Origin of the sequence: Paenibacillus sp. FSL H3-0469, from assembly GCF_038051945.1 — a bacterium.
GTDB lineage: Bacteria > Bacillota > Bacilli > Paenibacillales > Paenibacillaceae > Paenibacillus_AQ.
This window is the reverse complement of record NZ_CP150302.1, coordinates 1,902,543-1,919,272: the sequence shown is the minus strand read 5'-3', so window position 1 is coordinate 1,919,272 and position 16,730 is coordinate 1,902,543. Positions and strand designations below refer to the sequence as shown.

At 49.3% G+C, this 16,730-nt stretch carries 11 protein-coding genes; all 11 read left to right on the top strand.

What is annotated here, in order from left to right:
• The first annotated feature begins 415 nt into the window (after nt 1-415).
• The 11 genes from NSS83_RS08565 (at nt 416) to NSS83_RS08515 (ending at nt 16,730) form a co-directional block, all read left to right on the top strand.
• Nucleotides 416-799: an S-layer homology domain-containing protein gene (locus tag NSS83_RS08565; RefSeq protein WP_341184829.1), complete on the top strand. Its 384-nt coding sequence runs from the start codon at nt 416-418 to the stop codon at nt 797-799.
• A 415-nt stretch (nt 800-1,214) separates the two neighbouring features.
• Nucleotides 1,215-3,836: a bifunctional acetaldehyde-CoA/alcohol dehydrogenase gene (adhE, locus tag NSS83_RS08560; protein WP_341184830.1), complete on the top strand. Its 2,622-nt coding sequence runs from the start codon at nt 1,215-1,217 to the stop codon at nt 3,834-3,836.
• A 261-nt stretch (nt 3,837-4,097) separates the two neighbouring features.
• On the top strand, nt 4,098-6,359 hold the full coding sequence (gene pflB, locus NSS83_RS08555) for a formate C-acetyltransferase (RefSeq protein WP_341184831.1): 2,262 nt from the start codon (nt 4,098-4,100) through the stop codon (nt 6,357-6,359).
• A 122-nt stretch (nt 6,360-6,481) separates the two neighbouring features.
• Nucleotides 6,482-7,219, top strand: coding sequence for a pyruvate formate-lyase-activating protein (gene pflA, locus NSS83_RS08550; protein WP_341184832.1), 738 nt, complete (start codon nt 6,482-6,484; stop codon nt 7,217-7,219).
• A 198-nt stretch (nt 7,220-7,417) separates the two neighbouring features.
• A complete protein-coding gene (locus NSS83_RS08545; protein ID WP_341184833.1) occupies nt 7,418-8,821 on the top strand; it encodes an extracellular solute-binding protein in 1,404 nt (467 codons plus the stop codon).
• A gap of 161 nt (nt 8,822-8,982) precedes the next feature.
• On the top strand, nt 8,983-9,867 hold the full coding sequence (locus NSS83_RS08540) for a sugar ABC transporter permease (RefSeq protein WP_341348041.1): 885 nt from the start codon (nt 8,983-8,985) through the stop codon (nt 9,865-9,867).
• A complete protein-coding gene (locus tag NSS83_RS08535; RefSeq protein WP_341348040.1) occupies nt 9,867-10,697 on the top strand; it encodes a carbohydrate ABC transporter permease in 831 nt (276 codons plus the stop codon). Before NSS83_RS08540 ends, NSS83_RS08535 begins: the two co-directional genes overlap by 1 nt.
• A 27-nt stretch (nt 10,698-10,724) precedes the next feature.
• Nucleotides 10,725-12,578, top strand: a complete 1,854-nt coding sequence (locus NSS83_RS08530) for a sensor histidine kinase (RefSeq protein WP_341348039.1) — start codon at nt 10,725-10,727, stop codon at nt 12,576-12,578.
• Nucleotides 12,556-13,347, top strand: a complete 792-nt coding sequence (locus NSS83_RS08525; protein ID WP_341184837.1) for a response regulator — start codon at nt 12,556-12,558, stop codon at nt 13,345-13,347. The genes NSS83_RS08530 and NSS83_RS08525 overlap by 23 nt, the downstream gene beginning before the upstream one ends.
• A 452-nt stretch (nt 13,348-13,799) precedes the next feature.
• Complete coding sequence (locus tag NSS83_RS08520; RefSeq protein WP_341184838.1) at nt 13,800-16,094, top strand: stalk domain-containing protein; 2,295 nt, start codon at nt 13,800-13,802, stop codon at nt 16,092-16,094.
• A gap of 174 nt (nt 16,095-16,268) precedes the next feature.
• Nucleotides 16,269-16,730 carry a Fur family transcriptional regulator gene (locus NSS83_RS08515; protein ID WP_341184839.1) on the top strand — a complete coding sequence of 154 codons (462 nt, stop codon included), beginning with the start codon at nt 16,269-16,271 and terminating at the stop codon, nt 16,728-16,730.

The window sequence follows — 16,730 nt, the reverse complement described above, 5'->3', positions numbered from 1 at the left end:
TGTGGTGCCGCGTCAGCGGCATGGATGGCTTTGTGGGGTTATTTTGTATAGTCTTGGGTACGTACGTAGTATTCAGTAGTTTTGCCTATCACAGCCATACATCATCGATGTTACAGCAATCCATGCGGACTGGGAGGCCGTTATTTCAGACGTTTGGGCTATTCTGCACGCTCGGCGGACTGAGGTGCTCTTAACTAACTTATTTGCTCTTGTGTTCGGCTCGTCCAGACCCAATAACGGCCGCTCAGTCCGCAATCAGCAGAATAGGTGTCTTTTTGGCAATATAAGAGACTCCCAGTCCCAATCACTCAAATTATTTATTTCATGCACCAAAAAACCGCGAAGCCGTGCTGCTGCACGGTTTTTTGGTGTTCGCAGTCTGATACTTTCAAGCTGTGATGAAGGGGGAATAGGAGTGAAAAAGCCCTCAGGAAGACAAGGAAAGAAGCACGCGCTCCATTTGCTATTAATCGTGAGTCTGATGGCGGGGTTGATCCCTCCGGGACTTTGGCAGGCGGGGCAGGCTTCTGCGGCAGCGGCTACAGAAGCAGGTGCGCCTACGGATATAGTTTCATCTACAGAAGCAGATGCAACTACTCCAGTGGTTAAAACTGCGGTTGTTAATGGGACAGCCTCTGCTGCGAGCGATATTAGCGGCCATTGGGTGGAGCCGCAAATGAGCGAATGGATAGGAGGCGGGTATATCAAAGGCTTCCAAGATGGAAGCTTCCGGCCTGATCAGGCTATCTCAGTGTTTTTCCGAATAGGATGCGTTACAGAGCATGATTCTGCTTGTTAATGGGAAGAATGGGCTACCCTCCTTTAAAAGGACGGCAAAGCCGGTTCCACTTGTTAGCTGAGATTTATATTTATATTCACCGTCAGAGTGAGTCTGTAGAAGAGCACCGGATGAACCGAAGGGACGGCTTGGCATTCTTGAGCAAAATTCCTGAAGCCCAACCGTCATTGCAAGGCAAGATGGGCCATCAACGCTGCAGACTACCGTATTGCGTTCGCAGAATAGACAAATATTAATTGAATAATACATATAATGTGGAAAAAATACCGGTAAATGATCGAATGAAAGCGCTTTGAAAACAACTCAAAAAAAACTTTAAACTTTGTGAAAGATTTCACTATACAAGGTGAAAAGGATGTGCTAAGATAAATGTATAGAAAGAAACAACCTAAAAATTGACAGGAGGACGAGGGAGATGGCAGTTAAAAACGAAGTCGCCGCCCAAGTGAAACAAACCACCGCTGAAGAGTATATTCAGGTTTTGGTGGATAAAGCAAAGAAAGCCCACGAAGCGTTCATGGGCCTGGATCAAGAGCAGACAAACACAATCGTTCATGCAATGGCGCTGGCCGGACTCGACAAGCATATGTACCTGGCAAAACTGGCAGTTGAAGAAACAGGACGCGGAGTATACGAAGACAAAATTACGAAGAACATCTTCTCCACTGAATATATCTGGCACGGAATTAAGTACGACAAGACTGTAGGCGTTATTGAGGATAACGTTTATGACAGCTTCCAGAAGATTGCTGAACCAGTCGGAATCATTATGGGTATCACACCGGTAACCAACCCAACATCCACCACGATGTTTAAAGCTTTGATTTCCGCTAAGACACGTAACCCTATTATATTCGGTTTCCACCCATCAGCGCAAGAGTGCAGTGCGGCAGCAGCCAAAATTCTGCATGATGCAGGCGTAGCAGCCGGCGCACCTGAGAACTTCATCCAATGGATTGAGCTTCCTACGATGGACAAAACAAACGCACTGATGAACAATCCGGACGTTGCACTGATTCTGGCAACCGGCGGATCGGCAATGGTCAAGGCAGCTTACAGCTGCGGCAAGCCGGCACTCGGCGTAGGTCCTGGTAACGTGCCTGCCTTCATTGAGAAGAGTGCTGATATCGATCAGGCTGTAACAGACCTTATCCTGTCGAAGACTTTTGATAATGGTATGATCTGTGCTTCCGAGCAGGCAGTCATTATTGAAGAAGCCATCTTCGATCAAGTGAAGAAGAAAATGATTGCGAACGGCTGTTACTTTGTCAACAAAGAAGAAGCAGCTAAGCTGACCAGCGGCGCAATGAATGTAGAGAAATGTGCGGTTAACCCGGCTATCGTTGGCCAATCCGCAGTGAAGATCGCTGAAATGTGCGGCATTCAGGTTCCTGCCGGAACGAAGATCCTGGTAGCTGAGCTTGAAGGCGTAGGTACTAAATATCCATTGTCCGCTGAGAAGCTGAGCCCGGTTCTGGCTTGCTACAAAGTGAAGAATGCTGACCAGGGTATCGAACGCGCAGCTCAAGTCGTTGAATTTGGCGGCATGGGCCACAGCTCGGCTATCCATTCCAATAATGAAGAAGTCATCATGAAGTTCTCCAACCGTCTGCAGACCGGACGTATTCTCGTCAACTCGCCATCTACACACGGCGCAATCGGCGATATTTACAACACCAATATCCCTTCATTGACACTGGGCTGCGGATCTTATGGACGCAACTCGGTATCGCAGAACGTGACTGCCATCAATCTGATCAACGTGAAAAGGGTGAACCGTCGTACCGTGAATATGCAATGGTTTAAAGTACCTGACAAGATTTACTTCGAGAAGGGGTCCACTCAGTACCTGGCCAAAATGCCTGATATTACACGCGTAGCTATTATCACTGACCCTGTAATGGTGAAGCTGGGATATGTAGAAAGAGTTGAGCACTATCTGCGTCAACGCCAGACTCCTGTAGCGATCGAAGTATTCTCGGAAGTTGAACCTGATCCGTCGACTACTACAGTGGAAAAAGGTACAGCTATGATGAACAGATTCCAGCCGGACTGCATTATCGCACTCGGCGGCGGTTCCCCGATGGATGCTGCCAAGGGCATGTGGCTGTTCTACGAACATCCGGATGCAGACTTCAACGGTCTGAAGCAGAAGTTCATGGATATCCGTAAACGGGTATACAAATTCCCTAAGCTCGGCAACAAAGCGAAATTCGTTGCGATTCCTACAACTTCCGGTACAGGTTCCGAAGTAACCTCGTTCGCAGTTATCACAGATAAAACAACAGGGAACAATACTAAGTATCCGCTGGCTGACTATGAGCTGACTCCAGACGTAGCTATTATCGATCCTGAGTTTGTATACAGCTTGCCTAAAACGGCTGTCGCCGACACAGGTATGGACGTATTGACACATGCTATTGAAGCTTATGTATCTGTAATGGCCAGTGACTATTCCGATGGTCTGGCAATCAAAGCTATTCAGCTGGTATTCCAGTGGCTGGAGAAATCCGCACTGCAAGGTGACAAACTGGCCCGTGAGAAAATGCACAACGCATCGACACTTGCCGGTATGGCCTTTGCCAATGCATTCCTGGGGATTAACCACAGCTTGGCGCACAAATGGGGCGGACAGTATCACACCGCACACGGCCGCACCAATGCAATCCTGATGCCGCATGTTATCCGTTACAATGCCAAGAAGCCTACGAAGTTCGCTTCGTTCCCTAAATATTCGCACTTTGTAGCTGACGAACGGTATGCTGAAATTGCCCGTATTCTGGGATTGCCAGCACGCACTACCGAAGAAGGCGTAACCAGCCTGATCAATGCGATCCGCGACATGAATAAAAAACTCGGCATCGAAGAATCCTTCTCGGCTCTTGGTTTCGATCCTAAGGACTTCGAATCCCGTGTAGACTATCTGGCTGACCGTGCATTTGAAGACCAATGTACAACTGCCAACCCTAAAATGCCGCTGGTATCCGAGCTTGCTGATGTATACCGCAACGCATTCTATGGCAAATTCGATAACTAATTAACGGTTGCCTGACAAAGAATAAGGTTAAAGGTTAATATGGGACTGGATGGAAGTGACAAATATCACCGAAAGAGTGATATTTGTCACAGTCCTTTTTCAGAAAATAAACTAAAATGTTTATATAAACAACGGTCCCGGTTATGAAGATGCGATTGTGAATTTTATAACAACCATAGCTCATGGGATCACGAGACACGGGATTAACCTTCAAGCCCGCGATCTCTACAAATATACTAAATATAAATGGAGGGATTTAGCATGTCGGTGATTGAAAAAGAAGTACAAGAGGTTAAGTCTGGCTGGAGAAATTTCACAAAAGGCACATGGTCCAAGAAAGTTGACGTTAATAACTTTATTGCCAAGAACATCAAGCCATATGAAGGAAATGAAGATTTCCTCGTAGGTCCTACCAGCAACACTACTGAACTGTGGAAGATTATCTCCCAGCTGAGTAAGGAAGAAAGAGAAAGAGGCGGCGTATGGGACGTTTCCCTCGATACTGTCTCCACTATCACTTCCCATGCTCCTGGTTACATTGACAAGGACAAGGAACAGATTGTCGGCGTTCAGACTGATGCGCCTTTCAGACGTTCCATCCAACCGTTCGGCGGTATCAAGATGATGATCGATGCTACTAAGGCTTACGGCTTCGAGCTTCCGCAGAATATCGTTGACATGTTCACGAACATCCGCAAAACGCATAACCAAGGCGTATTTGATGCATATACACCAGATATGAGAGCGGTGCGTAAATCCGGCGTAATCACAGGCCTTCCTGATGCTTATGGCCGCGGACGTATCATCGGCGACTATCGCCGTATTGCTCTGTATGGTATTGATTTCCTGATTAAAGACAAGAAGCAGCAACTGACTGAGCTTGAAGTAGACTCCATGACAGAAGATGTTATCCGTCTGCGTGAAGAGCTGTCCGAGCAAATACGTGCTCTGGGCGAACTGAAACAAATGGCTGCAGCACATGGTATGGACATCTCCAAACCGGCTGTCAACTTCAAAGAAGCTACACAATGGGTATACTTCGGTTATCTGGCAGCTGTTAAAGAACAGAATGGTGCGGCAATGTCCCTTGGACGCGTATCCTCCTTCCTGGACATCTATGTACAACGTGACATTGAAGAAGGTACTCTGACTGAAGAGCAAGCTCAAGAAATCGTTGACCATTTCGTAATGAAGCTGCGTATCGTGAAGTTCCTGCGTACGCCTGACTATAACGATCTGTTCTCCGGTGACCCTACTTGGGTAACAGAATCCATCGGTGGTATGGCTGAAGACGGTACAACCCGCGTAACTAAGAACAGCTTCCGCTTCCTGCATACCCTGTACAATCTGGGACCGGCTCCAGAACCAAACCTGACAGTACTGTGGTCCGAGAAGCTTCCTGAAGGCTTCAAGAAATATTGTGCCAAGGTATCCATTGAGACCAGCGCTATCCAATATGAGAACGATGATGTAATGCGTCCATACTGGGGTGAAGATTATGCGATTGCCTGCTGCGTATCCCCAATGCGTATCGGTAAGCAAATGCAGTTCTTCGGTGCCCGTGCCAACCTGGCTAAAGCTCTGTTGTATGCGATCAATGGTGGTAAAGATGAGAAATCCGGCGTTCAGGTAGGTCCTGAATATCCTGCGATCACTTCTGAATACCTGGATTACAATGAAGTAATGAAACGTTTCAAACCAATGATGGAATGGCTGGCTAAGACTTATGTCAATACGCTGAACATCATTCACTATATGCATGACAAATATTCCTACGAACGTATCGAAATGGCGCTGCATGACCGCGACATTCTGCGTACGATGGCTTGCGGTATCGCTGGACTGTCCGTTGCTGCTGACTCCCTAAGCGCAATCAAATACGCTAAGGTTAAGCCAATCCGTAACGAAGAAGGCATCGCAATCGACTTTGAAACTGAGGGTGAATTCCCTTGCTACGGTAACAACGACGACGCTGTTGACAGCATCGCAGTTGAACTGGTTGAAACCTTCATGTCGATGATCCGCAAAAACAAAACGTATCGTGATGCTGTGCCGACTCAATCGGTACTGACAATCACTTCGAACGTTGTATATGGTAAAAAGACCGGTACTACTCCTGACGGACGTAAAAAAGGCGAACCATTCGCTCCTGGTGCTAACCCAATGCACGGACGCGACAAGAAGGGCGCCCTGGCATCCCTGAACTCTGTTGCCAAACTTCCTTACTCCGATGCACAAGATGGTATCTCGAATACCTTCTCCATCGTACCTAAGGCGCTGGGTAAAGACGAAGATTCCCGTAAGTCCAACCTGGTCTTCATGATGGACGGATATTTCCACAATAATGCTCAGCACTTGAACGTTAACGTGTTTAACCGTGAGCAACTGCTTGACGCTATGGATCACCCAGAGAACTATCCACAGTTGACCATTCGCGTATCCGGCTATGCTGTTAACTTCATCAAGCTGACCCGTGAACAACAGATGGATGTTATCAACCGTACATTCCACGATTCCATGTAAGAAGCATTCTTGTTCTACAAGAACTGAAATGAACTGAAGAGCTGCCGCCCTTGCAAGAGGGCGGTACACTCTTGTCTGAAAGTGGTTAAAATTTTAAGGTTTTTTTGAAAGGATGACATCTCATGCTTAAAGGACATATCCACTCTTTGGAGACGTTTGGAACGGTGGATGGCCCGGGTATCCGCTTCGTGCTTTTTATGCAAGGCTGCCTGCTCAAGTGTCAGTATTGCCACAACCCGGATACATGGGAATTAAATGAAGGCAAAGAAATGACCGTTGAGGAAGTACTGGCGGAAATTGAGCCTTACCTGAATTATTATAAAACGTCCGGCGGCGGCCTGACCGTATCCGGCGGTGAACCAACACTCCAGGCGCAATTTGTGAAGCAATTGTTCACCGAGGTGAAGAAACGCTGGAATCTGCATACCACGCTTGATACTAACGGCTATAATGATGGATCGAAAATTAGCGACCTGCTGGATGTTACCGACCTGGTACTCTTGGACCTGAAGCATATTGATGATGAAGCGCATATCAAGCTGACGGGCAAATCCAACGACCGTACCTTGAAACTGGCCCGCTGGTTATCTGATAATAACCGCAAAATGTGGATTCGCCATGTTTATGTTCCCGGCATTCATAATAAAGAAGAGGATTTACAGAATCTTGGACGGTTCATTGGCACCTTAAATGGAGTAGAGAAGTTCGAAATCCTGCCTTATCACGTAATGGGGATCTACAAATGGAAGGAGCTTGGCCGTCCTTATGAGCTTGAAGGGGTGGAGTCACCTTCCGATGAAGAAGTGCAGCGTGCGTACCGGCTGATTGAAGAGGGCCGTAAAGAGTCTGCATTGGTCTAATTGAATAGAGTAACTATCGAAAGCGGAGCTTCTATTCTGAGGAGTTTCGCTTTTTGTATGTCAGGAAACCTGACTGAATTCGCTTTCATTAGAGGATTTTATCCCTATTGAAGATAAATCTTAACCTTACGAATACAAAAGTGATTTTCTATAATTAGAGTTGTAAGGGAATTCATAAAATAGGGAGGGTCACCCGTAATGAGAAAAAGTCTAACACTGCTATTGTCCCTGATGTTCGTTAGCTCGGCGCTGCTGGCTGGCTGTGGAGGCAACAAGAATAATGCGTCTCCAACGACAGAGCCTGCTGCGACGAATGAGGCCGCTGCAACCAATGCTGTTGCAACAGAAGAACCTGCCAGCGCTGAACCTTTTGAGATGACGGTCCGTCATACCCAGGTTGGGGCAGATAAGCAGAAACGATTGGCTATTCTTGAGGATGTAGTGGGCAAAGTGCAGGCGGATGTGCCTGGGCTGACCTTCAAGCTGGATGGAGTAGATTCGGATGTGAACCGTAAAGAGAAGCTGCGCGGTGAGATGGCAGCCGGCAACCCTCCGGAGATCTTCGACCTGTTCGGCAGTCCGGACTCCAAGATCTATGCCAAGGAAGGCAAGCTACTGGACCTGACCCCAATTCTTGATGAATTAGGCATCAAAGACAAGTTCTCCAATCTGGACCCGTTCACCTATGAAGGCAAAATCTACGGCCTGCCGATCGGCGGCTCCGGAGAAGGCTTTTTCTATAATAAAGAATACTATAACAGCAAGGGCTGGAAGGCTCCAACGACCTTCGCTGAACTGGAGCAGCAGCTGGCCGATATTAAAGCGGATGGTAAAGTGCCAATGGCTGGTGCTTCCAAAGCAGGCTGGGTACCGCTGATGCTGGCCAATCATCTCTGGTCCCGCTATGCCGGACCGGATGTGACTGCGAAATTCGCTACCGGTGAAGCAAAGTGGAGTGATCCGAACGTAATCAAGGGCTTGGCGAAATACAAGGAATGGGTGGATAAAGGCTACTTCAAGAAGGGTGAGCTCGGCTTCGAGTATGCTGAATATACCACCCAGTTCACCAGCGGTGAAGCGATCCTGATGTATGACGGGACCTGGAAGTCTTCCGTGTTCAAAGCCGGGCAATCCGGCGAAGGTCTGATCGGCAAGGTCGGCTTCTTCAATATTCCGGCGGTTGAAGGCGGAGTGGGTGACCAGACAGCACTGATGCGGGATGTGAACAACGGTTATGGCTTCTCGGCATCAGCGGGTGAAGATGAGCGGCAGCTTGCGGCCGTGAAATCTTTCATTAAGAATATGTTCAATGAAGAAATGCAGCTGCGCGGTCTGGTAGAGGACGGAGTCCTGCCTGCCATGAAGATCGATCAGGCGGTGCTGAACAAGAATATTACGGATGATCTGATGAGTGAGATTGTCGCGGTATTGAACAGCTCCAAGTCGTCCTTCCCGGCCTTTGACTCACTGGTGCAGGCCGATGTCACTACTGAAATCAGTAATATCCAGATTCAGAGCCTGATTGGCGGGCAGACGACTCCGGAGAAGATGGGTGCTGCACTGCAAAAGATTCAGGAAGAGGCCAACGCTGCAGTGGAATAAGAAGCACTAGAAATCCGGGGAGAACAGCGGCTGAATGTCCAAATGTTCACCGCAGTGACAACCAAGCTTTGAGTTCAAACCTTAAGTGCGTCCTATGTACATGTGCCCTGGTGCTTGCTCCAGGGTGCATTTTTCAAAAGAAAAGCAATATGGAGGTAGCTATGAATAAGGCACTGAGAAATCCTCTGGTGTTCATTCTGTTCGTTATTCCGGCACTGGTGCTGTTCGTTATGTTCTTCATCTATCCCATCTTCAGCTCGATTTACTATAGCTTCACCAGCTGGAACGGTGTATCTGAGACGGTCAAATATGCCGGAGTGGACAACTTCAAGAAAGCTCTGGCAGATGAACGCTTTTGGATTTCTGTGAAAAATAACGGCTGGTTCATTCTGTTCTCCGTAGGCATACAGGTCCCGCTGATTGTGTTCTTCTCTTTACTGATTGCCAATGTAAAGAAGCTGAAGGGGCTGTACAAGACGGCGGTATTCATGCCGTCCATTATGTCTACCGCAGTAATCGGCATTCTCTGGGGCTTCATCTACGAGCCGAACATTGGATTGTTCAACAAAGTGCTGGGTCTGGTCGGCATTGAACCGGTCTACTGGCTGTCGGACGAACGGTTCGCGATGCTGTCCATTCTGATTACGAATGCCTGGCAGTGGACCGGCTTCTACATTGTGATGGTGCTGGCGGCGATTCTCTCCATTCCCGGGGAGCTGGAGGAAGCAGCGGCCATCGATGGCGCTACGGGGTTCCAGCGGGCTACACGCATCACGCTGCCGCTGATCGTACCGATCATCTCGGTCGTGATTATGCTCTCGATTGCCGGAGCGATGAAGGCTGCCGATATCGTGATCGTAATGACCAAGGGCGGTCCCGCGGGTTCTACCGAGGTGATGGCCACCTATATGATTAAGTATGCGATTACCAACTTCAAATACGGGTACGGCAATACGATCGCTGTTCTGATCTTCTTGTTCACACTCGTGGTAACCGCTCTCTACCAGCTGGTGTTTGCCCGCCGTACGGAAAGGATTGAATACTGATGCCGCGCGCTCTGAAGAAAAGTCTGCCGCACATCGCCCTGCTGGGATATCTGGTGATTGTGCTGTTTCCGTTCCTCTTCGTCCTTTTCTCTTCGGTGAAGAAGGATAACAATGCGATTGCCCTCAATCCCTTCGGTATTCCGAAGAGCTTCGAATGGTCCAACTATGTGGAAGCCTGGGTGAATGCCAAGATCAGCACTTATTTTTTCAACAGCTTATATATTTCGGTTCTGGCTTCTGTGGTGTCTATTCTGCTTGCGTCTATGTTTGCCTTCGCGGTCACGCGGATGCGCCAGGGGAAGTGGAACACCATTCTTTTCTCGCTGGTCCTGATCGGGATGCTGATTCCGAACAATGCGCTGATGCTGCCGATTTATACGATTGTCCGCAAGCTGCATATTCTCAATACCCACTGGGCGCTCATTATTCCTTACATTGCCAATGCAATCCCGTTCACGATCATTATTCTGGCGGCCTTCATGCGCTCGCTACCCAGTGAAATTGAAGAAGCGGCGGTCATGGATGGCTTGAAGGCACCGGGTATATTTGCTAGAATTATTGTACCTTTGACAGTTCCGGCGATGGTTACCGTATTCATTGTTAATTTCCTGGGAAATTGGAATGAGTTCCTGCTGGCCAACTATTTCCTCTCCAATGACGAGCTGCGGACGCTTCCTGTGGGGATGGTCCAGTTCCGCGATCAGTACCAGATGAATTACGCACAGATGTCCGCGGGGATTGTCTACAGCGTGGTTCCGGTCATCGTGATCTATGCGGTTCTGCAGGAGAAAATTATTGAAGGCGTCACCGCAGGCAGTGTAAAAGGATAACATTAATCATGTCAGGAGCAACAGCCGATGAATCTGCGCTACAAATTGTTTACGGCATTCTTAGGCCTGATTATCATTCCGCTGTTCATTCTTGGCATGATTATGTTCTTCGTCACTTATAATTCCATTGAGAAGAAATACAGCCAGCAGTCCGAATATTCGCTCAAAGCGATCAGCTACAGCATTTCCAATGTGTTCAAGGATATGGACAATGTGACAGACAACGGAATTGCCACCTCGGTATTTCATATGGCGCTCAGCGCGGATGATCCCTCCAAGCAGGATCTAACCGACGCCGAGCAGCTCAGCCTGAATGCCAGCCAGCGCAATTTCCGCAGTCTGCTCTATAATCATCCGTCTATCAGCTATGCCTTCCTGTACAACTTCAACGGAAAAGGCAGCTCGGAGATTGTATCGGTCTTCAATAAGGAGAACTTCCGCACGCTGCCCTATGATAAGTTCAAAGGCAGCGAGCTGTATCAGGAGGTAATGAAGCTGAACGGGGTTCCGAAATGGCTGGCCCCGCACGAATACCCTGAGCTAACCGGAACGGAGGCTGTATTTACGCAAATCCGACTGATTAAGGAGCTAAGCTTCTTTCAGAATATCGGCATTCTGGTGGTGCAGATCAAGAACTGGGAATTCGAGTCGATTTTCCGCAATCTTAAGATAGGAGGCACCGACCAGAAGGTGTCTTTCATGCTGGTTAACGATGACGGGATGATTCTGCTGGACCCGGACAGGCAGCTGGACGGGCAGGATTTCCGCAGCTTCACTACGAAGGAGATTACGTTTAAACCCGGCTTTCAGAGCTTCAAGACACAGTTCGGCGGCGAGAAAAGCATTCTGTCGGTCTACCACCTCAAGGAGTATCCCTGGAGTCTGGTCTCCGTCACTTCCTGGGATACTTTGTCTCATGAGGTGACGGTGTTCGCCCGCTGGTTCGTCGTAGTGATGTTCCTGTGCCTCCTGGGCGCTGTCATCTTCAATCTGTTCTTCATGAACCGGATTACAGGCGGGATTGCTGTCATTGTGCGCTTCATGCGCCGGGTAGAGGACGGCGACCTTACTACCCGTGTTGAGGAGAAGGGCAACGATGAGATGACGCTGCTGGCCAGAGGCTTCAATGATCTTATGGACAAAATCAACTCGTTGTTCAGCCGGGTTCATCTGGAACAGCAGCGCAAGAATCAAGCGGAAATGCGTGTGCTGCAGGCACAGATTAAGCCGCATTTTCTGTTCAATACCCTGGAATCGATCAATGTGCTGGCTGTGCAGAATGAAGGCCGCAAGGTCAGTGAGATGGTCTACCGGCTGGCGAGTATTCTGCGGATCAGCATTCAGGACAGGGATGAGATTACGCTGGAGGAAGAGGTTAAGCATCTGCGAAATTATCTCGATATCCAGAAATTCAGGTTCGAGGATTTGTTCGATTATGAGCTTGAGATTCCGCCAGAGCTGCTGGGCTGCGGGATTCTGAAGCTTACGCTCCAGCCGCTGGTGGAGAACAGCATTCAGCATGGTTTTGAGGGGATCGGGTATAAGGGTCTGGTGAGTGTCACAGTATGGGAGACCCAAGGCAATCTGGTACTGCGGATACAGGATAACGGAATCGGGATGACCCCGACCCAGTTGTCTATGTTCCAATATATGGTGAATGATGCGGCAGAGCAGCAGCCGGCAGGCCGGCCGGGGCAAGGCATTCATCTGGAGCGGCGTGGGCTGGGTGTACGCAGTGTCGCAGACCGGATACGGATTGAATACGGCGACAGATATGGGATTTTCATATGTGCAAGTCCTGGGGAAGGAACGATCATCCAGTGCGTCATTCCGAAATACGGGCAGGGGGAAGGCCATTATGCTAAAAGTATTATTGGTTGACGATGAAGCGCCTATTCTGAGCAATCTCAATACTGTACTGCCTTGGGAGGACATGGGGATGGAGGTTGCGGGGCTGGCACGAAGCGGGATGGAGGCGCTGCGCATCGCCGAGGAAACGCCGCCTGATCTGGTGCTCTGCGATATCCGCATGCCGGTGATGGATGGGCTGACGTTCATAGGCAAGCTGCGGGAGATGGGGCTTACGAGCGAGGTGCTGCTGCTCAGCGGCTACCAGGAATTCGATTATGCGCGTGAAGCGATCCGGCTCGGGGTGAAGGAGTATATCTGCAAGCCGATTCATTACGGGGAGCTTGGCGATAAGGTGCGGGAGATCGGCTCCCGGATTCGCAGCAGGCAGTATAAGGACAAATTGTACAACAGCATCCCGTTGTTTCAGGAAGTGCCTGCGGCTGACGAGCCTGTCAAAAAAACACCGGAGCAGCTGATGAATCAAGCCGCACAATTCATTACGGAGCGCCTGCACACAGATCTCGGTATTGATGAGGTGGCGAATACGATTGGCATTAGCAGCAGTTATTTCTGCCTGCTGTTCAAGAACCGCTTCGCGGTGACCTTCGTGGAGTATGTCACCCAGCAGCGGATTGAAGCTGCCAAATTCATGCTCGCCAGCAGCGATAAGAGCATCACCGCCATCAGCTCGGGCGTCGGTTATCAGGAACGGCGTTATTTCACCAAGGTGTTCCAGAAGCAGACGGGAATGACCCCGAAGGAATACCGCAGCAAGTACCGGACTGCTGAAGCACAGTAAGTCTGCTTTTCCAGTAATTAGGGCTGTCCCGCAAAGCCGTTTCATAGCTTTGCGGGACAGCCCTCTGTTTTTAATCAGGACCCGACCACGATCTCTTGTCAACAATCATCCTAATTTATGCCTTCTGTAACACTATTATACTCTCCTGGTGACAGCAGGCCCATTACTTATCGCAAGCAAAAATGTGCTAAGTGCATTCAGTCGAATAATAGAATCGGTGGGTCACCCCATTGAAAATGGCGATAATTGGATTTATATAGATCTTTCTTTACACAGAATGAAACTTTTCGTTGTTCCTTGCGTCTAATACTATGTTTTGTAAAATGAACGTGGCAAAATATGCTGCCGTCCTGAAGAGGGCGGTTCCCGTTTTTACGGGAAATATAAGGTGGAGAGAAAGCCAAGAAGATACCTGCCTTATATACTACAATGGGAGCAGAAGGAGTCGTACAATGAATTTCAAAAAAATGTTTTTAGTGGCAGTATTGGCTGTGTCGCAAGTCGCTGCAGCCATCCCGGCTTGGGCCGCGCCTGTCAGCACACAGACTACAACAACCGGGAATGTGGCCGCAGCGGCAGGCACTGAGGTAACACAGCTTCAGCCCGAGTCAACAGATCCGCTGCCGCCGCTTGTTACCGAGCCGCCAGCAGGTACAGTGATTCCAACCCCAACACCGGCACCTGTTCCTACAGCATCACCGGTTCAAGGGATTCCGGCAGTAACAGAGACTCCGGCTCCGGCCGCTACTGAGGTTCCAGGGGCAACGGCTGCTCCTGTGGACGGCACAGTTCCAACCGATGCCGCTGTGCCTACGGCTACTCCGTTAACGGACACGCCTGTAACCCCAAGCATGACTTCCTCTACAGCAGGTGGCGGTCAGCTTATTCTGATGATGAACAGCAACAAGATGTTCAAGAATGGTACGCCTTACACCGCCAATCAGCCGATGGCAGTCAAGAACGGCGTCTCGTACGTATCCATCCGTGCAATGGTGGAAATGGTCGGCGTTGCCTTCACGTATGACGCCAAAACCAAAGAAGTTATTGTAACCAAGGGCACTAGCATTATGCGGTTCAAGACAGACAGCAAGATATACACAGTCGATGGTACCAAGGTTACCATGAAGGGTCCTGCTTACCAGTTCAAAGGCACCTTCATGATACCGTTAACCTCGATAACCTCTGCACTCAAAATTCCCTACACCGTTGACAATGTTCAGAAGCGGGTTATTCTTACGCTGAATACGAAGCCGACAGCTTCCTTTACGGTTCAGCCGAAGGAAATCTACGCCGGGGAAACGATCGTGACTTATGTGACCTCCAGCTCTTCGCCGAACGGTACGCCGATTGTGGAAGAACGTTGGAGTGACAATAAGCGGGATATGTATGATCAGCCGGGCTTCTATACGGTTATGTATTCGGTACGGGATGCCAACAACATGTGGAGTGATCCTTATCCGGTGACTATCCAAGTGCTGCAGCCGAATCAGCCGCCGGTCGCGCAATTCACGACCGATAAGGACGCATACAAAATGGGTGAGCCGGTAATCCTGACCGATACCAGCTATGATCCCGAGAATGAAGAGCTGACTGTTACCTGGAACAATCGTTCCCTGGCGTATTTCACCCCGGGTCCGCTGTCCATTCAACTGACGGTTACGGATAAGCACGGTCTTAGCAGTACTTTTGAGAAGATGATTACAATCACCAATGAACAACTGTATACACAAGATGAAGTAACAAAGCTGTTCACCATTCCTGGGGACATCATCAGTATGGACGGCGGGATGATCCCGGCGCTCCCTAACCTGCCGTATACGCTGTCGTCCGAAGGCTACACCCTGATCCGCAGCAACAGCCCGGAGACCGTTAATACGGAAGGTGTACTGTACCGTGAGACTTCTGTAGGCAACACACGCTTCCTTGTGCATCATATGAACAATATGTCTACAAGACAGAAGCTCTATGTGATCGCTACGAACAATAACCTGTATCCTACTACGATTACTACCCAGTATCTGGGGATCGCCGGTCCGGTTGTATCTCCGGAATATACAGGTAAGATATCGGTTGAGAAATATTATAATTCCATGATTACCGGTTCTGCCCAATCGCAGATTACCCTGCAGCCGGGACAGAGCATTTCTATTATGACAGACCTGAACAAAGTGGCTATGAAGCCAAAGGACGTTATGTCCCTCAGTGCGGATCTGAATAGTGATTATCCTGTTCTATACAACGTGGTTATGGTCGAGCAGTCCAAAGATCCGCTTGCTGAACTGCCAATTCTACCGATTCTTGACCGAGACGGCGTGCATAACCGGGGAACCTATCCGGATTCTACACGCATCATGAATGTGACCGATCTGGTGGGCTCTTCACAGTCCAAGCTGATCTTGGGCGATAACGTCAATGACAAGAACCTGGACGGCATTGATCCGATGAACGGGACAACAGCTTCCAACTCCGGTAACTTCGGGGTTCTGTACAAAATTGTATTGGAACGTGTTGCAGCCAATACGCTGATTACCTTCAACCCGCGTGGGGGAGGGTACCTTGGATCCATCCTCGTAAACGGCACGGTTGTAAATCTGCCGAACAAGGGCAAATTAGATAAGTCGGACATGAACGCCGTAGTCTACCGTACCGGTGAATACGAAAGCCGTGTGGAGATGGTCTTCACCGTTGCTTCCGGCAGCAACCTGCCCGTTAACTTTGTCTTCACGCCGCTTCCGGCGAAAAAATAATTTCTTCTAGAATACAAAACGGCAGCGCTCCTGAGGGGGCGGCTGCCGTTTTGTATTCTGCCGCAAGTCTGCCGATGAGGGCAGGCAACAGGCGCTTTTATTGACGGGGCAGTGCTTTTGGGGCATTATAAAGAGAGTGCAACACAAACGACCTATGTTATGGGAGATGAGCGAATGCTGTCGACAGATCAAATCCTGGAAGCCATGTCGGGGCAGGGGCTGCGAATCACCGATCAGCGCAAGACGCTTGCCAAATTATTCGGCGAGAACACGGGATATTTGTCTGCGAAGGATGTATATGAGCATATGGGCCGCAAGTATAGCGGGCTGAGCTTCGATACAGTCTACCGTAACCTGCGCGTTATGGAGGAACTGGGGGTACTGGAGCAGATTGTATTTGAAGAAGGCGTCAAATTCAAGGCAAGCTGCAGTCAGGATCACCATCATCACCATATGATTTGTCTGCAGTGTATGAAGACGTACCCGATTCAATTCTGCCCGATGAATCTAACCGATCCGCCGGATCAGTTCCGGGTGGTCAAGCATAAATTCGAGGTATTCGGCTACTGCAAGGATTGTGAGCAGGGAAGAGTAGAAGAGCCGGCCGGGGCCGCCCGCAGCAAAGAGGGACGCTGA

Coding starts and splice junctions, on each gene's coding strand:
- adhE (WP_341184830.1), top strand. CDS start 1,215: ATGGCAGTTAAAAACGAAGTCGCCGCCCAAGTGAAACAAACCACCGCT.
- pflB (WP_341184831.1), top strand. CDS start 4,098: ATGTCGGTGATTGAAAAAGAAGTACAAGAGGTTAAGTCTGGCTGGAGA.
- pflA (WP_341184832.1), top strand. CDS start 6,482: ATGCTTAAAGGACATATCCACTCTTTGGAGACGTTTGGAACGGTGGAT.
- NSS83_RS08545 (WP_341184833.1), top strand. CDS start 7,418: ATGAGAAAAAGTCTAACACTGCTATTGTCCCTGATGTTCGTTAGCTCG.
- NSS83_RS08540 (WP_341348041.1), top strand. CDS start 8,983: ATGAATAAGGCACTGAGAAATCCTCTGGTGTTCATTCTGTTCGTTATT.
- NSS83_RS08535 (WP_341348040.1), top strand. CDS start 9,867: ATGCCGCGCGCTCTGAAGAAAAGTCTGCCGCACATCGCCCTGCTGGGA.
- NSS83_RS08530 (WP_341348039.1), top strand. CDS start 10,725: ATGAATCTGCGCTACAAATTGTTTACGGCATTCTTAGGCCTGATTATC.
- NSS83_RS08525 (WP_341184837.1), top strand. CDS start 12,556: ATGCTAAAAGTATTATTGGTTGACGATGAAGCGCCTATTCTGAGCAAT.
- NSS83_RS08520 (WP_341184838.1), top strand. CDS start 13,800: ATGAATTTCAAAAAAATGTTTTTAGTGGCAGTATTGGCTGTGTCGCAA.
- NSS83_RS08515 (WP_341184839.1), top strand. CDS start 16,269: ATGCTGTCGACAGATCAAATCCTGGAAGCCATGTCGGGGCAGGGGCTG.